The 15,719-nt window shown below is 67.1% G+C and carries 17 protein-coding genes and 1 pseudogene; 6 read left to right on the top strand and 12 right to left on the bottom strand.

Annotated features, from left to right (window positions below):
- From ACFVTE_RS06495 to fabF, 6 genes and pseudogenes are all read left to right on the top strand, one after another.
- A pseudogene (locus ACFVTE_RS06495) lies at positions 1-417 on the top strand (pyruvate dehydrogenase (acetyl-transferring), homodimeric type); the annotation flags it as partial.
- A gap of 283 nt (positions 418-700) precedes the next feature.
- A complete protein-coding gene (locus tag ACFVTE_RS06490; RefSeq protein ID WP_331574819.1) occupies positions 701-1,945 on the top strand; it encodes a helix-turn-helix domain-containing protein in 1,245 nt (414 codons plus the stop codon).
- An 88-nt stretch (positions 1,946-2,033) separates the two neighbouring features.
- Positions 2,034-2,963: an ACP S-malonyltransferase gene (locus ACFVTE_RS06485; protein ID WP_387098310.1), complete on the top strand. Its 930-nt coding sequence runs from the start codon at positions 2,034-2,036 to the stop codon at positions 2,961-2,963.
- Positions 2,960-4,021: a beta-ketoacyl-ACP synthase III gene (locus tag ACFVTE_RS06480; protein WP_387098308.1), complete on the top strand. Its 1,062-nt coding sequence runs from the start codon at positions 2,960-2,962 to the stop codon at positions 4,019-4,021. The genes ACFVTE_RS06485 and ACFVTE_RS06480 overlap by 4 nt, the downstream gene beginning before the upstream one ends.
- 81 nt (positions 4,022-4,102) lie before the next feature.
- Positions 4,103-4,348, top strand: coding sequence for an acyl carrier protein (locus ACFVTE_RS06475; protein WP_003806076.1), 246 nt, complete (start codon positions 4,103-4,105; stop codon positions 4,346-4,348).
- Positions 4,349-4,558: 210 nt separating this feature from the next.
- Positions 4,559-5,794, top strand: a complete 1,236-nt coding sequence (gene fabF / locus ACFVTE_RS06470; RefSeq protein ID WP_387098306.1) for a beta-ketoacyl-ACP synthase II — start codon at positions 4,559-4,561, stop codon at positions 5,792-5,794.
- Between the two features lie 112 nt (positions 5,795-5,906).
- Here fabF and ACFVTE_RS06465 read toward each other — a convergent pair whose 3' ends face one another.
- From ACFVTE_RS06465 to rimM, 12 genes are all read right to left on the bottom strand, one after another.
- Positions 5,907-6,410, bottom strand: a complete 504-nt coding sequence (locus ACFVTE_RS06465; protein WP_003806074.1) for a DUF3145 domain-containing protein — start codon at positions 6,408-6,410, stop codon at positions 5,907-5,909.
- Positions 6,411-6,664: 254 nt separating this feature from the next.
- Positions 6,665-7,591 (bottom strand): tyrosine recombinase XerC, encoded by a 927-nt coding sequence (locus tag ACFVTE_RS06460; RefSeq protein ID WP_387098303.1) that lies wholly within the window; start codon positions 7,589-7,591, stop codon positions 6,665-6,667.
- 127 nt (positions 7,592-7,718) lie between these two features.
- Positions 7,719-8,903, bottom strand: a complete 1,185-nt coding sequence (gene dprA / locus ACFVTE_RS06455) for a DNA-processing protein DprA (RefSeq protein ID WP_387098301.1) — start codon at positions 8,901-8,903, stop codon at positions 7,719-7,721.
- Positions 8,904-8,914: 11 nt separating this feature from the next.
- On the bottom strand, positions 8,915-10,459 hold the full coding sequence (locus ACFVTE_RS06450; RefSeq protein WP_387098299.1) for a YifB family Mg chelatase-like AAA ATPase: 1,545 nt from the start codon (positions 10,457-10,459) through the stop codon (positions 8,915-8,917).
- A complete protein-coding gene (locus ACFVTE_RS06445) occupies positions 10,459-10,815 on the bottom strand; it encodes a YraN family protein (RefSeq protein ID WP_387098297.1) in 357 nt (118 codons plus the stop codon). Before ACFVTE_RS06445 ends, ACFVTE_RS06450 begins: the two co-directional genes overlap by 1 nt.
- 100 nt (positions 10,816-10,915) lie before the next feature.
- A complete protein-coding gene (locus ACFVTE_RS06440) occupies positions 10,916-11,242 on the bottom strand; it encodes a DUF2469 domain-containing protein (protein ID WP_003806068.1) in 327 nt (108 codons plus the stop codon).
- Positions 11,243-11,283: 41 nt separating this feature from the next.
- Positions 11,284-11,955 (bottom strand): ribonuclease HII, encoded by a 672-nt coding sequence (locus ACFVTE_RS06435; RefSeq protein ID WP_387098295.1) that lies wholly within the window; start codon positions 11,953-11,955, stop codon positions 11,284-11,286.
- A 2-nt stretch (positions 11,956-11,957) separates the two neighbouring features.
- On the bottom strand, positions 11,958-12,788 hold the full coding sequence (gene lepB, locus ACFVTE_RS06430) for a signal peptidase I (RefSeq protein WP_387098293.1): 831 nt from the start codon (positions 12,786-12,788) through the stop codon (positions 11,958-11,960).
- Positions 12,789-13,469 carry a signal peptidase I gene (gene lepB, locus ACFVTE_RS06425; RefSeq protein ID WP_387098291.1) on the bottom strand — a complete coding sequence of 227 codons (681 nt, stop codon included), beginning with the start codon at positions 13,467-13,469 and terminating at the stop codon, positions 12,789-12,791.
- 85 nt (positions 13,470-13,554) lie between these two features.
- Positions 13,555-13,914, bottom strand: coding sequence for a 50S ribosomal protein L19 (gene rplS / locus ACFVTE_RS06420; RefSeq protein WP_009359303.1), 360 nt, complete (start codon positions 13,912-13,914; stop codon positions 13,555-13,557).
- Positions 13,915-14,195: 281 nt separating this feature from the next.
- Positions 14,196-14,990 carry a tRNA (guanosine(37)-N1)-methyltransferase TrmD gene (gene trmD / locus ACFVTE_RS06415; protein ID WP_387098289.1) on the bottom strand — a complete coding sequence of 265 codons (795 nt, stop codon included), beginning with the start codon at positions 14,988-14,990 and terminating at the stop codon, positions 14,196-14,198.
- On the bottom strand, positions 14,991-15,599 hold the full coding sequence (gene rimM / locus ACFVTE_RS06410) for a ribosome maturation factor RimM (RefSeq protein WP_387098287.1): 609 nt from the start codon (positions 15,597-15,599) through the stop codon (positions 14,991-14,993). It abuts the gene before it with no gap.
- Positions 15,600-15,719 lie beyond the last annotated feature (120 nt).

The following is a 15,719-nucleotide window of genomic DNA, read 5'->3' as shown; positions in this document are numbered from 1 at the left end:
GTCTGGTCCGTCACCTCCTGGAACGAACTGCGCCGCGACGGCCTCGCCGCCGAAGAGGAAGCCTTCCTCAACCCCGGCAAGGACGCCCGCCAGCCGTTCGTCACCAAACAGCTCCAAGGTGCCCAGGGCCCCGTCGTCGCCGTCTCCGACTACATGAAGGCCGTCCCGGACCAGATCCGCCAGTTCATCCCGAACGACTTCGCCACCCTCGGCGCCGACGGCTTCGGCTTCTCCGACACCCGCGCCGCAGCACGCCGCTTCTTCAAAAACGACATTCATTCTGTCGTGGTGAAGACCCTGCAGCTGCTCGCAGCCAAGGGTCTGGTTGACGGACAGGCACCGGCGCAGGCGATTGAGAAGTACCGCCTGCTCAACGTGAACGCCGGCACCACGGGCAACGCCGGAGGCGAGTCCTAATCCCCACCCGCCCCCTCGAATCCCGAGTTTTTGTCCAGATAATCCCCACCCGCACCCTCGCCTCGCAAGCTCGGCCAGGGAACCCTGCGGGCGTGGCCCCAGCATAAAACGCACGACGGCGGTCCCCACCACGGTGGGGACCGCCGTCGTCGTTTGGGGTACTTCCTTTGGGGAACTTCTGCGCTGCATCCGGAAGCGACGGCGGGGCTGTGACGCAGCACAACCGAAGTTGTAGCCTTCGCACAAAATGGAGCTTGCCCCGCAGGCACCGTATGCTCGAATTATGCCCGAGCCGTCCCCCGCCCCTGCACCGCGCAAACCGCCCTCCCGGACCATGACCCCGGAGAAGACGGAGACCCTGAAAAAGCTCAGGGCAAGCGTCGGTCAGTTGTCCACCACCACCATGCGCCAGCTGGAAAAATCCCTGCCGTGGTACAGCCGGCTCAGCTCAGACGAGCGGTCCGCGCTGGGCCTTGTGGCACAGAACGGCATTGCCGCGTTCGTCACCTGGTATGAACGCCCCAGTTCCCCGTCCTGGATCCTGTCCGATGTTTTCGGCACCGCACCGACGGAACTCACCCGGTCCATCAGCCTGCAGAAGGCGCTCCAGCTCATCCGGATCGTCGTCGAAGTCGTGGAGGACCAGGTGCCGGTCATCGCTCCCGAGGCGGACCAGCCCTCCCTGCGCGAAGCAGTCCTCCGGTACTCGCGCGAAGTCGCCTTTGCCGCCGCCGACGTGTACGCACGCGCCGCGGAATCCCGGGGTTCCTGGGATACGCGGCTCGAGGCCCTGATTGTGGACGCCATCCTGCGCGGCGAAAACACGGACGCGCTGCGCTCGAGGATCGCCGCGCTCGGCTGGAAGGCGCAGGAGCGCTTCACCGTGATGGTGGGGAACTCGCCGTCGGAACCCAGCGCCAGCTACGTCAGCGAACTGCGCCGCATGGCCGGCCGGTACGCGGAGGATGCGCTCGTGGGAATCCAGGGCGACCGGCTCATTCTGATCCTGGGCGGCGTGCACGACCGGGAAACCGCATATGTGAAGCTCAGCGAGATGTTCGCGCCCGGTCCGGTGGTTTACGGCGCGGAGGCCAGTTCCTTGCTGGAGGCCAGCGGCTCCGCGCAGTCTGCCTTTGCGGGGCTGACCGCCGCACGGGCCTGGCCCGCTGCTCCCCGCCCGGTGGCGGCCGACGACCTCCTGCCGGAACGCGTCATTTCCGGGGACGACGCCGCCCGGCGGTCGCTCGTGAAGAACATTTACCGGCCGCTCCTCGCGGCGTCCAACGGGCTGGTTGAAACGCTCGGCACCTACCTGGAGCTGGGGCATTCGCTCGAGGCGACGGCGCGGGAACTCTTCGTCCACGCCAACACCGTGCGGTACCGGCTCAAGCGGGTTTGTGACGTGACAGGCTGGGATCCGCTGCTGCCGCGGGAGGCTTTTGTGCTCCAGGCGGCCCTCGTGGTGGGACGGCTATCCACTCCGCCCAAGCCCGCCGCCGAGCGTGTTGCCGCGCGGAACACGAACTGAACCGTTGTAGACTTCCTACAATCTGACCCCATGAGCTTGGTGTACGGAAACACCAATGGATCACCCGGTAATTTGGAAAGCTGGATACGTGCTTGCAATCGTCTGCCCTGGACAGGGCTCACAGACCCCCGGTTTCCTGGCCCCTTGGCTGGAACTGCCCTCCGTAGCAGGCCATCTGGCCTCCCTGAGCGAAATTGCAGGCATTGACCTCACTGCGCACGGGACCACCTCCGACGAGGAAACCATCAAGGACACCGCCGTCGCGCAGCCGCTCATTGTCGCGGCCGGGCTGGTGGCTGCCAAGTCGCTGTTCGACGTCGAACTCAGCACGCTGCCGGTCATCCTGGCCGGACACTCGGTGGGCGAGATCACGGCATCAGCGCTGGCCGGTGTGCTCACCGAAAAGGAAGCCATGACGTTTGTGCGTGAACGCGCCACCAGCATGGCCGCGGCCGCGGCCGTCACCCCCACCGGCATGAGCGCCGTGGTGGGCGGCGATCCCGCCGAGGTCCTCGCCGCCATCGAGGCCGCCGGCGCAACGCCGGCCAACGTCAACGGCGCGGGCCAGACCGTCGCCGCCGGCACGTTCGATCAGCTCAAGGCACTGGCCGAAAATCCGCCGGCCAAGGCGCGCGTGATTCCGCTGAAGGTCGCCGGCGCATTCCACACCTCACACATGGCTCCCGCGGTGAGCGCCCTCGAGGCACTCCGCCCGGAGCTGCAGCCGCAGGCACCTGCCGTGCCGCTGCTGTCCAACTTCGACGGCCAGGAGGTCACGGAGGGCACGGCCGCCGTCGACAGCCTGATTGCCCAGGTTTCGCGGCCGGTCCGCTGGGACCTCTGCATGGAGACCCTCGTGAACCGCGGAGTCACCGGTGTCATCGAACTCGCGCCGGCGGGCACCCTGGCCGGACTGGCCAAGCGGGGCATGCCGGGCGTGAAGACCGTTGCGGTCAAAACGCCGGACGACCTGTCCGCGGCCCTTGCACTCTTCGCAGAACTGGAAGGACAAGCATGAGCACGCCGGTACTGAAGCAGACCCCGCTCAACGAGCACACCCGGATCCTGGGCATCGGCGCGTACCGCCCCGACGTCCTGGTCACCAACGAGGATGTGTGCCAGTGGATCGATTCCTCCGATGAGTGGATCCGCCAGCGTACCGGCATCGTCACCCGCCACCGTGCCCCTGCCGACGTCAGCGTGATCGACATGGCCGAGGGCGCCGCCCGTGAGGCCATGGAGAAGGCAGGCATCGAGGCGTCCCAGCTCGGCGCCGTCATCGTCTCCACGGTGACCCACCCCTACGCCACACCTTCGGCGGCCGCGAGCCTCGCCGACCGGCTGGGCGCCACGCCTGCCCCGGCCTTCGACATCTCCGCCGCCTGCGCCGGCTACTGCTACGGCATAGCCCAGGGCGACGCGCTGGTCCGGTCGGGCGCAGCCAACTACGTCCTCGTCGTCGGCGCTGAAAAGCTCTCCGACGTCATCGACAACCGCGAACGCACCATCTCATTCCTGCTGGGTGACGGCGCCGGCGCCGTCGTCATTGGCCCCTCGGACACCCCGGGCATCGCGCCGTCGGTGTGGGGATCGGACGGCAGCAAGTGGGATGCCATCGGCATGACCCGTTCCATGCTGGACGTCCGCGACCTCGGCCTGGCGGCACGCCGGTCCGACTCCACAGGAGACCTCGCGCTCCTCGAAGAGGCGCAGGAGCTCTACCCGACCCTCCGCCAGGACGGCCAGACGGTGTTCCGCTGGGCGGTCTGGGAGATGGCCAAGGTTGCCCAGCAGGCTCTGGACGCCGCCGGTATCCAGGCCGAGGACCTGGTGGCCTTCATTCCGCACCAGGCCAACATGCGGATCATCGATGAGATGGTCAAGAAGCTCAAGCTGCCCGAGACCGTCACCGTCGCCCGGGACATCGCCGATGCCGGCAACACTTCGGCGGCATCCATCCCCCTGGCCACACACCGCCTCCTGCAGGAAAACCCCGCACTGAGCGGCGGGCTGGCCCTGCAGATTGGCTTCGGCGCCGGCCTGGTCTTCGGCGCCCAGGTAGTTGTCCTCCCTTAGCAATTCCGATAACCAAGCCGCAACCGCGGTTTGCCCATTTCCGGCATCCCCTGCCGGCAATAACAAGAAAAGGAGCCATCAATGGCTAGCAACGAAGAGATCCTGGCCGGCCTGGCTGAAATCGTCAACGAAGAGACCGGCCTTGCCCCCGAGGCCGTCGAGCTGGACAAGTCCTTCACCGAGGACCTGGACATCGACTCCATCTCCATGATGACCATCGTGGTCAACGCCGAAGAAAAGTTCGGCGTCCGCATCCCGGACGAAGAGGTCAAGAACCTCAAGACCGTCGGCGACGCCGTGGACTTCATCTCCAACGCCCAGGCGTAAGCAGGACACCCGCCTTCACAGGCACCCGCCTTCACAGGCACCAGCCCTCGCGGCTGAACCCGGCTGGCCGGACCGGACGCTACGTAGCCCGGACCGGCCAGCCGATGCACCACCCCTAAATTTTTTGCAGACTTCCCCCCGCACGCCACCCACTCCGGCCTCCGGCCAGCAGCTCAGGACAAGGCAGGCGCACCGACAGAGAGTGATCCCATGACACGCAAAGTAGTCATTACAGGTCTGGGTGCCACCACGCCCATCGGCGGCGACGTACCCACGATGTGGCAGAACGCGCTGAAGGGGGTTTCCGGAGCCCACACCCTTGAAGACGAGTGGGTTGCCAAGTACGAACTGCCGGTCCACTTCGCTGCCCGGTGCACCACCCCCGCCCTTGACGTGCTGTCCCGCGTTGAAGCCAAGCGCATGGACCCGTCAACGCAGTTCGGCGTCATCGCCGCACGCGAGGCATGGGCCGACTCCGGCATCACGGAAATCGACCACGACCGGTTGGCCGTCGCCTTCGCTACAGGCATCGGCGGGGTTTGGACGCTCCTGGACGCTTGGGACACGCTGAAGGAGAAGGGCCCCCGCCGCGTCCTCCCCATGACCGTTCCGATGCTCATGCCCAACGGCGTGGCGGCAGCCGTCAGCCTGGACCTGGGCGCCCGCGCCGGTGCCCACACTCCCGTGTCCGCCTGCGCGTCCGGCACCGAAGCCATGCACCTTGGACTGGACCTGATCCGTTCCGGCAAGGCCGACGTCGTCATGTGCGGTGGCGCAGAAGCCGCCATCCACCCGATGCCCCTGGCAGCGTTCTCCTCGATGCAGGCCCTCTCCCGCCGGAACGACGATCCCGAGCGCGCCTCCCGCCCCTACGACCTTGACCGTGACGGATTCGTCATGGGTGAAGGCGCCGGCGCACTGGTGCTGGAGGCCGAGGAGCACGCCATCGCCCGTGGCGCCCGAATTTACGGCGAGCTCGCCGGCACGTCCGTCACCGCCGACGCCTACCACATCACGGCACCGGACCCCGAAGGCCTGGGGGCCACCCGTGCGCTCAAGGCAGCCATGTTCGACGGCCGCATCCAGGCGGAGGACGTGGTCCACGTCAACGCCCACGCCACGTCGACCCCGGTCGGCGACAAGCCGGAATACACGGCGCTGAGGGCGGCGCTCGGCAACCACGTGGACAACGTGGCCGTCTCGGCCACCAAGTCGCAGATGGGCCACCTGCTCGGCGCCTCCGGTGCTGTGGAGGCCGTCCTCACCGTTCTGGCCATCCACGAACGGAAGGCGCCCGTCACCATCAACCTTGAGAACCAGGATCCCGAGATCCCGCTCGACGTCGTGACCTCCGCGCGTGCGCTGCCGGCCGGCGACATCGTCGCTCTGAGCAACTCGTTCGGCTTCGGCGGGCACAATGCCGTCGTTGCCATCCGCAGCGTGTGATGTGACGTGAATGAACGCTGAAGAAGCCCCCGCCGGTTGGCGGGGGCTTCTTCGTTGCTATGGGGAATTGGGTCAGCTGGCCCCGCTGGTTTCTGGGTCAGCCGGCGTGAATTTAACCGACCTGGTGCAGCCAGCGCACCGGCGCTCCTTCGGCGGCGTGCCTGAAGGGTTCCAGCTCTTCATCCCACGCCTCGCCCAGGGCAAGCGACAGCTCGTGGTAGACGGCCGACGGGTCGCCGGCGCCGGCCTCGTAGGCGTAGCGGATGCGGTCCTCGGACACCATGATGTTGCCGTGCACATCCGTCACGGCATGGAAAATGCCCAGCTCAGGTGTGTGGGACCAGCGTCCGCCGTCCACGCCCTGGCTGGGTTCTTCGGTGACCTCGAAGCGCAGGTGCGCCCAGCCCCGGAGGGCAGACGCCAGCTGCGCACCTGTCCCCTGCGCGCCGGTCCAGGACAGCTCCGAGCGGAACATGCCGGGCGCGGCGGGCTGAGGGGTCCATTCGAGGTCCGTTCGCTTGTCCACGACGGATCCGATGGCCCACTCAACATGAGGGCACAGTGCGGTAGGGGCCGAGTGAATAAACAGCACACCGCGGGTCATTGCAACAGACATTCCATCCTCCATAGCTGTAGGTACGTCTTCCCCAACGACCTGCATGGACGGGATACTCGCTGCTTTGGGCGCCGCGTGGTGCCGGTGATTCCTGCCAATCTATGAAATTACTTGCCGGGCTGACAAGGGCGCATGGAGACAGTGCTTCAAGCACAACTTGAAAGTTGCCGAACTTGGATCTTATTGTGCCGTACGCCGTCTAATTACGCCAGTGCAATTCGGCGTGGTGTAGAAGACGCGCCTAAAGAAAGGGGCTAGGCGCGCGGGTGCGCCTGCTGGTAGCTCTTCCGCAGACGGTCAACGGAAACGTGTGTGTAGATCTGGGTGGTGGCGAGGCTGCTGTGCCCGAGAATTTCCTGGACCGCCCGGAGGTCGGCACCGCCGTCGAGCAGATGCGTGGCCGCCGTATGCCGCAGGGCGTGCGGGCCGGTAGCGGAGGTATCGCCCAGTGCCTCGAACAGTCCCTTCACCACGCTGCGGACCTGGCGCTGGTCCACGCGGTGGCCCCGCGTGCCAAGGAACAGGGCCGGTCCGCTGTCCGCGGCGGCGAGCCTTCCCCGCCCCCGGCGCAGCCAGTCGTCGACGGCGAGCGCTGCCGGGAGCCCGTAGGGCACCGTCCGCTCCTTGTTGCCTTTGCCGAGCACCCGCAGGGTCCTGCGGTCCGGGTCGAGGTCGTCGACGTCCAGGCCCGCCAGCTCGCCGACGCGGACACCGGTGGCGTAGAGCAGCTCAACCATGGCCCGGTTGCGCAGGGCCATCGGATCGCCGTCCTTGGCCGCCTCGTCGAGGTCGGCCAGCAGACGGGCGAGCTGCTGCTGCTGCAACACGCCCGGCAGCGAGCTGTCGCGCTTGGGGGCCTGCAGCCGCAGGGCGGGATCGGTTTCGATCAGTTCTTCCCGGAGGGCCCAGGCGGTGAAGCTACGCGCCGTCGCGGCCCGGCGGGCAAGGGTGGAACGGGACGCGCCGGCCTCGCTCTGGCTGCCCAGCCAGCGCCGGAGGGTGCCGAGTTCCAGCCCCGCAGGGTCGGTAACGCCTTCACTGGCCGCGTAGCCCAGCAGGCTGGAGAGGTCCGACAGATAGGCGCGAAGGGTGTTTTCGGACCGGGCCCGCTCGCCCGTCAGGTACCGTCCGAATCCCGTGACCGCCCTGGCGAGGGCGGGCGGCAGTTCCTGTTTCTCCACTCCCCCACTGTCCCAGCAATTGGCACAGAATCAGGGAACGGCGCGCTGGTGATGAAACGGCACGGGCCACTGATGGAACAGCATGGAGAGCCGCCCGGCGAGGGGGACGTCGCCGGGCGGCCGACCCTCAGGTCGATTGCTTGGTGCGCTTCCAGCCTCCTTTCTCGGAGACAGCAAGTCCCAGCAGCGCCAGCCTGCCAAGGCCCGCGCGGACCGATTCGGCGCCCAGGCCGGCCACGCTGCAGAGTTTCTCGACGGAGCTGGCGGACCGCAGTGGCAGGGCGTCCAGCAGGATCAGGTCCTCGAGTGTCAGGCCGTCATGATCGGCGGACGGACCGTGCTTCTCATCGGGCAAGGACTGGCCGCTCGGCGAAGCAAGCTCGGCGACCTCCCCGGCATCCGTGACGCAGACGGCGCCGCCGTCGCGCAGGAGCCGGTGGCAGCCGGCGGAGTTGGCGCTGTGGACCGAGCCAGGGACGGCGCCCACCGCACGGCCCAGGGTTTCCGCGTGATGGGCGGTGTTCAGGGCTCCTGACCGCCATCTGGCCTCCACCACAACAGTCACGGACGCGAGCGCAGCGATCAGTCGGTTCCGCTGGAGGAACCTGTACCGGGTGGGAGCCGAACCTGGCGGAACCTCGGCGAGCACGGCACCCTGGTTGGCCACGGCGCGCAGGAGATCCTCGTTCCCGGAGGGATAGAAGCGGTCCACGCCACCGGCCATCACGGCGATGGTCGGCATGGCATCTGTGCCCCCTGCCAGGGCTGCCCGGTGAGCGTGGGCATCAATCCCGTACGCGCCGCCTGACACCACCGTGAACCCCTTCTGTGCCAGCGAATAAGCAAGATCACCCGTAACTGACGCGCCATAGCTGGTGCTGTCCCGCGAACCCACGAGGGCCACAGCCCTGGCTGCAGGCGGGAGTTCGAGTTCAACGCCCCGCCACCACAGACAGATGGGCTGGTGCAGGCCAAGATCGTCCAGTTGCCGCGGCCACAGACCATCCGCCGGGATGATCATCCGGCCACCCAGTCGCTGCATGGTGGCCAGGTCACGCTCAGGGGCGAGGTCGCCAATCCTCGGAGCCCAACGCTTCAAGGCGGCACCCAGGCCGGCCCAGGAAGTGACGGCACTGTGCTCTGCCAGCAGCCCGGTGATGTCCTGTTCCAGCCCCGGCCCGTAGCTCAGCTGGCCGGTGGCTATCAGCAACGCGTCCTCAGCCCCGGCGACCTGCACCAGGGCCAGGCCTGCGACGTCCTGCGGCTCCATCAGCCTGGACAGCGCGGCACGGGCAAGTCTCTCGTTCTTCATGTGGGTTCCTTTCACGCCGCTGCCGAAGCGGTCTGGCGGAGGCTCAGGGCCTGTCCGATGTCGTTCCCGTCCGGCTGCTCCCGGCCGCAGAGGTCGGCCAAAGTCCAGGCGAGGCGGAGAACACGGTCGTAGCCCCGGGCCGTGAGCACGCCGCGTTCCAGCGCGTGGTCAAGGATCCGGGTGGTGGCGCCCGGCAGCCTCAGCTCGCTGCGCAGGATTCGCCCGGGCACCTGGGAGTTTGTCTCCATGCCCAGGGGCTGTAGCCGTTGCAGCTGGCGGGCCCGGGCAGCGAGGACGCGGGCACCGACAGTTGCGGTGTCCTCCGCTCCCCCGGACTGGCCAAAGTCGGCCAGCGACACCCGGTCCACCTGCAGCTGGATGTCCACGCGGTCCAGCAGCGGCCCGGACATGCGCGACATGTAGCGGCGTCGCATGAAGGGGGTGCAGGTGCATTCGATGCCCTTGCCCGAGGCCTTGCCGCACGGGCACGGGTTGGCCGCCAGCACCAGCTGGAACCGGGCGGGGTAGGCCGCTGCCCCCGCGGAGCGGTGAATGACGAGCTCACCGCTCTCCAGTGGCTGCCTGAGCGCGTCCAGGACCCTGCGTTCGTATTCCGGGGCCTCGTCAAGGAAGAGGATTCCGCGGTGCGCGCGGGACGCGGCGCCGGGACGGGGCAGCCCCGACCCGCCGCCGATGATCGCTGCTGCGGTGGCCGTGTGGTGCGGATTCTCGAAGGGCGGCCGCCGCACCAGCTGCACCTCCGATGTGGGCAGCTGGCACAGGGAATGGATCGCCGTCACTTCCATCGCCTCGGCGTCTCGCAGGTCCGGCAAAAGCCCCGGGAGCCGCTCAGCCAGCATGGTCTTGCCGGCGCCGGGCGGGCCGGTCAGCAGCAGGTGGTGGGCACCGGCGGCGGCGACTTCGAGCGCACGGCGTGCCTCCGCCTGGCCGGACACGTCACACATGTCCGGAACAGTCGCGTCCACGGACACCGGCTCAGCCGTGGCAGGTTCGTCCTCCGGTGCGAAGTCGAGGACAAGTTCCTGCGGGTCTGCGCCGTAATCGAACACCAGCCGCGCCAGGGTCCGGTAGCCGCGGACCCTGGCGCCGGGGACGAGTTGGGCCTCGGCTGCATTTGGCTGCGCCACCACGATGTCGTTGAAGCCTGCCTGCACCGCGGACATCACGGCCGGCAGGATGCCGCGGACAGGCCTCAGGCGTCCGTCCAGTCCGAGCTCGGCGATGAAGACGGTGCGCCCCGTGGACTGGATGTCCTCCGCGGCGCGCAGCACCGACATCGCGATGGCAAGGTCAAAGCCGGAACCGCGCTTGGGCAGTGACGCCGGAATGAGGTTTGCAGTGATCTTCCGCCGGCTCAGCGGAATGCCGGAGTTCTGCGCCGCCGAACGGATGCGGTCGCGGGCTTCATTGAGGGATGCATCCGGCAGGCCCAGAAGCACAAAGGCCGGCAGTGTCTGGCCGATGTCCGCCTCGACCTCCACGATATAGCCGTTGAGGCCGACGAGGGCGACCGAATAGGCTCTTCCCAGCGCCATTACAGCACCTCCTTGAGGTGCTCAACGGTGGGTTTGCCGACGCCGTCGTCCAGCACGGCGATGACGTCTACCCGGCGCAGCGGCAACCGCAGTCCGTGGTCCCGGCACCAGGCCGAACCCAGGCGGTGCAGCCGGGCGAGCTTGTCTGCGCCCACCGCCTCGAACGGGTGACCGTAGGCGAGCGAACGCCGCGTCTTCACCTCGGCGATGACGAGGGCGTCCCCGTCAAGTGCGACAATGTCGATCTCGCCGTCGGGGCAGCGCCAGTTGCGCTCCACGATCAGCATCCCCAGCGATTCCAGGTACTCCGCCGCGAGTTCTTCCCCACGCCGGCCCAGCAGGTCCTTGGCTTTCATGTCCACCTCCGCAACAAGACTGCGGCCGACGCACTTAGGCGGAACAGATGGCTATTTCGCTATGTGGGAAACACAGGTGTGGAGGAAAGGTGCAGTGACCTCAGTTGCCGAGGTCGACGTCCTTGGGCAGCGCGAGCTCTTCGTTGCGCGGCAGTTCCTCGACGTTGACGTCCTTGAACGTGATGACCCGGACGCTCTTCACGAACCGCGCCGAACGGTAGACATCCCAGACCCAGGCGTCCTGGAGCGTGAGGTCGAAGTAGACCTCGCCGTCGGCGCTGCGCGCCTGCAGGTCCACGTGGTTGGCAAGGTAGAAGCGCCGCTCGGTCTCGACCACATAGCTGAACAGACCCACGACGTCGCGGTACTCCCGGTAGAGCTGGAGCTCCATATCGGTCTCATAGTTCTCAAGGTCTTCGGCACTCATGGTTCCATCTTGCACCATGAGGCGGGAACCCGCGCACAGCGCTACTCGGACAGCAGGTTCCAGCTGACCCGGTGGTAAGGGCTGGGGCCGTGCGTGCGGATGGCTTCCCGGTGCGCCGCGGTGGCGTAACCCTTGTTGACGTCCCAGCCGAAGCCCGGACACTCAAGGTGCAGGTCCCGCATCTGCTGGTCGCGCTCCACCTTTGCCAGGACGCTCGCAGCGGCCACGCTGAGGCACTGCATGTCGGCCTTGACCAGGGTGTGGACGGGCGCGTCGCAGCCGGGGTCGGTGATGACTTCGTCGAACAGCGAGGGCTGGACGGCGGGAGAGAGCCAGTTGTGGCTTCCGTCGAGCAGGACGACGTCGGGTGTGATGCCGCCGCCAAGGATCTCGAACCATGCCCTGTTTCCGGCCATCCGGAGGGCGCCCATGATGCCGAGTTCGTCAATTTCGCGCGCACTGGCATGTCCCACGGCGGAGGCGACGCTCCAGGCCCGGACCAGCGGATCGAGGCGTTCCCGGTCTGCCGCCTTCAGGAGCTTGCTGTCCCGTACGTCGGCCAGCAGTTCCATGTTCCGCAGGTCAACGACGGCGATTCCCACGCTCACCGGCCCCGCCAGGGCACCGCGGCCTACCTCGTCGACGCCGGCCAGGAACCGTGCCCCGCGGGGCAGGAAGCGTTTCTCGTAGTCAAGGGTGGGTGCAACGGACATGGCTAACCTGCCGAGGGCACATTCTTGAAGACGTCGGGATAGTTGTCCAGGGCCGCCCAGCGGTTCATGGGCCAGGCGATGACCGCTGCCTTGCCTTCGATGTCCGCGATGTCCACGAAGCCGCCGTTGGTGTCGGTGTGGGCACGGGAATCCGCCGAGTGGTTGCGGTTGTCCCCCATCACCCAGACCTTGCCCTGCGGAACGACGACGTCGAAGGTCCGCACCGCCGGAACTTCGGCAGGATTAACGTACTTCTCATCCAGCGCGGCGCCGTTGACGGTGATCTTCCCGCCGGCGTCACAGCAGACAACGTGGTCCCCCGGCAGCCCGATGACCCGCTTGACCAGGTGCTGCTCGGAGTTGTCCGGCAGCAGACCCACGAAGGTCAGCCCTTCCTCCACAACGCTGAACGGCCCGTCAGCCTTTTGCGGAGAGGGCGGCAGCCAGCCCTTGGTGTCCTTGAACACCACCACATCGCCGCGTTCCAGGGCGAACGGCTCAGGAACAAGGAGATTCACGAAGATGCGGTCGTTGATGTCCAGCGTGTTCACCATCGACTCGGAGGGAATATAGAACGCCCGGAACAGGAAGGTTTTGATCAGGAAGGACAGTACGACGGCGATCACCACCACCGTGGCGATTTCCTTCAGCCATAGCAGGAAGGGGTTGCGGCCACGTGACTTGTCCTGGCGGCGGGGGCCGGCAAGAGCGTGCGCCCCGGGCCCGGACCCACCGGGGGCGGAAACCTCGGCAACTGGCTCTTGGGCGGCATGCCGTCCCGGCCGCGCGGCAGCCGGCCGCGGTTCGGAGCTCCCGGGATCAATTTCCGGCATCTACTGTCCGTCCTTTGTTGTTGTAGTGACCGCCAACGGCGGACGTGCCACTGACGCAAATCTATCAAGCGGCCAGAGAATCTGTACCGGCCTGCCGATCACCCTGTCCGACCGCACCATGCCGCCGCCCGGTGCCCCCAGCAGGCTGCGGGAGTCCGCGGACACCGAGCGGTGGTCACCGAGCAGCCACAGCCGGCCCTCCGGCACGGTCACATCGAACTTCTGGGTGCTCGCTGCATCCCCGTCATGCAGGTAGGGTTCCAGGAGCGGCTGACCGTTGACTGTGAGGCGTTTGCCGGCGTCGCAACAGACCACGTGGTCGCCGGGCAGCCCGATGACCCGCTTTACATATGTGGTATCACTGCCGGTCAGTCCCAGCCAGTGCCCTGCCGCCGCCGCCGCTTCCTGCAGCGGTCCTTCGCCGCTGTTCAGCGGTGCGAACGAGCCCCGGCCGTCGAACACGACGACGTCGCCGCGGCGGATCGGCTCGGACTGGAACGCCGTGCGGGACACCAGGATCCTGTCCCCAGTGTCGAACAGCGGCTCCATCGAGGCGGACGGAATGTAATAGACGTCCAGCCACAGGGAGCGGATCAGCCCGCTGACCAGGACAGCGGCCAGGACCGCCAGCAACGCAAAACGCCAGCCCGGTTTCCCTGGCTGGCGTTTTGTCTGGTCCATGATCCGTATCCTGTGGCGCTGTTGCGGATGGCTCCGGCGCTGGCCGGACACGGGGTGGGGACCCGCCGTGAAAGTCCGGCTGGACCTACTTGGCGGTGCTGAAGTCGCGCTTTTCCTTGATCTTCGCAGCCTTACCGCGCAGTGCACGCATGTAGTAAAGCTTGGCGCGGCGGACGTCACCCTTGGTGACAACCTCGATCTTTTCGATGATCGGGGAGTGCACCGGGAAGGTACGCTCAACGCCGACACCGAAGGAAACCTTGCGGACGGTGAAGGTTTCGCGGACGCCGTCACCCTGGCGGCCCAGGACGAAGCCCTGGAAAACCTGGACACGGGAGTTCTTGCCTTCGATGATGTTCACGTGAACCTTGAGGGTGTCACCCGCGCGGAACTCGGGAACGTCAGTGCGCAGCGAGGCTGCATCTACGGAATCGAGGATATGCATTGATCCACTCCTGGTGAACGCCACAGGTCATCCACTTTGGGTCACGGCGGCCAAGCCCGAATATTTCCGGGAATCGCCGCCGAAGTGTTGAGGTCCGGTTCCGCCACCATTTGGCGGTACCGGGGTGCCCTGCTGTTGGTTGCGCTCCCCCTGTGGCAGGTGCGGACCCAGCAGACACAAGGATTAATTATGCCCCATTTCTGGTCCGTTCTGGTAATTCGACAACCATAACGAACCAGAAAAGAGCCTTTCGGCCCGGCGCCGGCCTTAGCCGGGCCCGCTCAGGCCTCCGGGCGCCGCTTCAGGTGACCGTCGACGACGTCGTACCCCAGATCCGCGAGAGCGGTGCGGTCCGCGCGGGTCAGCGATGCGGCGTCGAACGTCTCCAGCAAGTCCGGACGGCGTTCCGCCGTCCTGCGGTACTGTTCGTGGCGGCGCCACTGCGCGATCTTGCCGTGGTTGCCGCTGAGCAGGACGGCCGGGACTTCCCGCTCGCGCCAGACCGATGGCTTGGTGTAGACGGGGTACTCGAGCAGGCCGTCCGAGTGCGACTCCTCCACGAGCGACTCGGGGTTCCCCACCACACCGGGGAGCAGCCGGCCGATGGCTTCCACCATGGCCAGGACGGCCACTTCACCACCGTTGAGGACATAGTCGCCGAGGCTGACCGGGCGGACCGTGAAGTGCTCCTCGGCCCATTCGATGACGCGCTCGTCGATGCCTTCGTACCGCCCGCAGGCGAACACCAGCTGATCTTCCTCGGCAAGCTCGTAGGCCAGCGCCTGGTTGAAGCGCTCCCCCGCCGGGGACGGGACGATCAGGACGGGCTTCGCCGCGCCGTCCGGCCGGGCGGCCGCCACAGACTCGAGCGCCTGGGCCCACGGCTCGGCCTTCATCACCATGCCGGCGCCGCCGCCGTAAGGGGTGTCGTCCACGGTGCGGTGGCGGTCGGTGGTGAAGGTGCGGAGGTCGTGCACATTCAGGTCCAGCAGCCCGTCCTGGCGGGCCTTGCCGATGAGCGACAGTTCCAGCGGTGCCAGGTACTCGGGAAAGATACTGACGACGTCGATTCTCATCTACGCTTTGGCCTCCGGCTCAGCGTCTTCCCCGGCGGAATCCAGGTCGGCGTCCTCAGCGGAGTCCGAGCCCCTGGTCTCCGGGTCCTCCGCGCCGCCTTCCTCGTTGATCTCGAACAGCCCGGCCGGCGGGGTGAGCAGGACGTAGCCCTCCTCGATGTTCACCTCGGGGACGATCTGCTCCACGAACGGGATGAGGATTTCCTTGCCGTCCGGGGTTTCGACGACGAGCAGGTCCTGCACCGGCATGGTGTTCAGGGCGGCCACCTTACCCACCGCCCGCGAACCGACCCGGGCCTCGAGGCCGACGAGCTCGTGCTCGTACCAGCCCTCGTCGTCGTCCTCGTCGAGCTCTTCGGTCTCGATGAACAGTTTGGCGCCCCGCAGGGTCTCAGCGCGGTTCCGGTCAGCCACCTCCGCGAAACCGAGCAGGAGGATGTCCTTGTTCCAGCGGGCGCTGCGCACGGTGAGCGGTCCGGCGGAGGCGGGTTCCACCACGAACTCGGTGCCGGGAACGAACCGGTCCTCGGGCGCGTCGGTGAGCACCTGGACGGTCACCTCGCCGCGGATTCCGTGGGGCTTGCCGATACGGGCCACCTGAAGCTGCATGTGTTCCTCTGTTTGTGGTGCGGGGGTAGGACTAGCGCGGGCATCCTGACTGCTGTCAGGGCCCAAAAGAGTCCGGCCCCTCCACCGTTAGCTGGTGGAGGGGCCGGACGTTAAGACAAG

Origin of the sequence: Arthrobacter sp. NPDC058097 (assembly GCF_042884885.1) — a bacterium.
In the GTDB taxonomy this organism is placed as follows: Bacteria; Actinomycetota; Actinomycetes; order Actinomycetales; family Micrococcaceae; genus Arthrobacter.
Note: the sequence above shows the minus strand (reverse complement) of the source record. Positions and strands in the feature narration are given on the sequence as shown.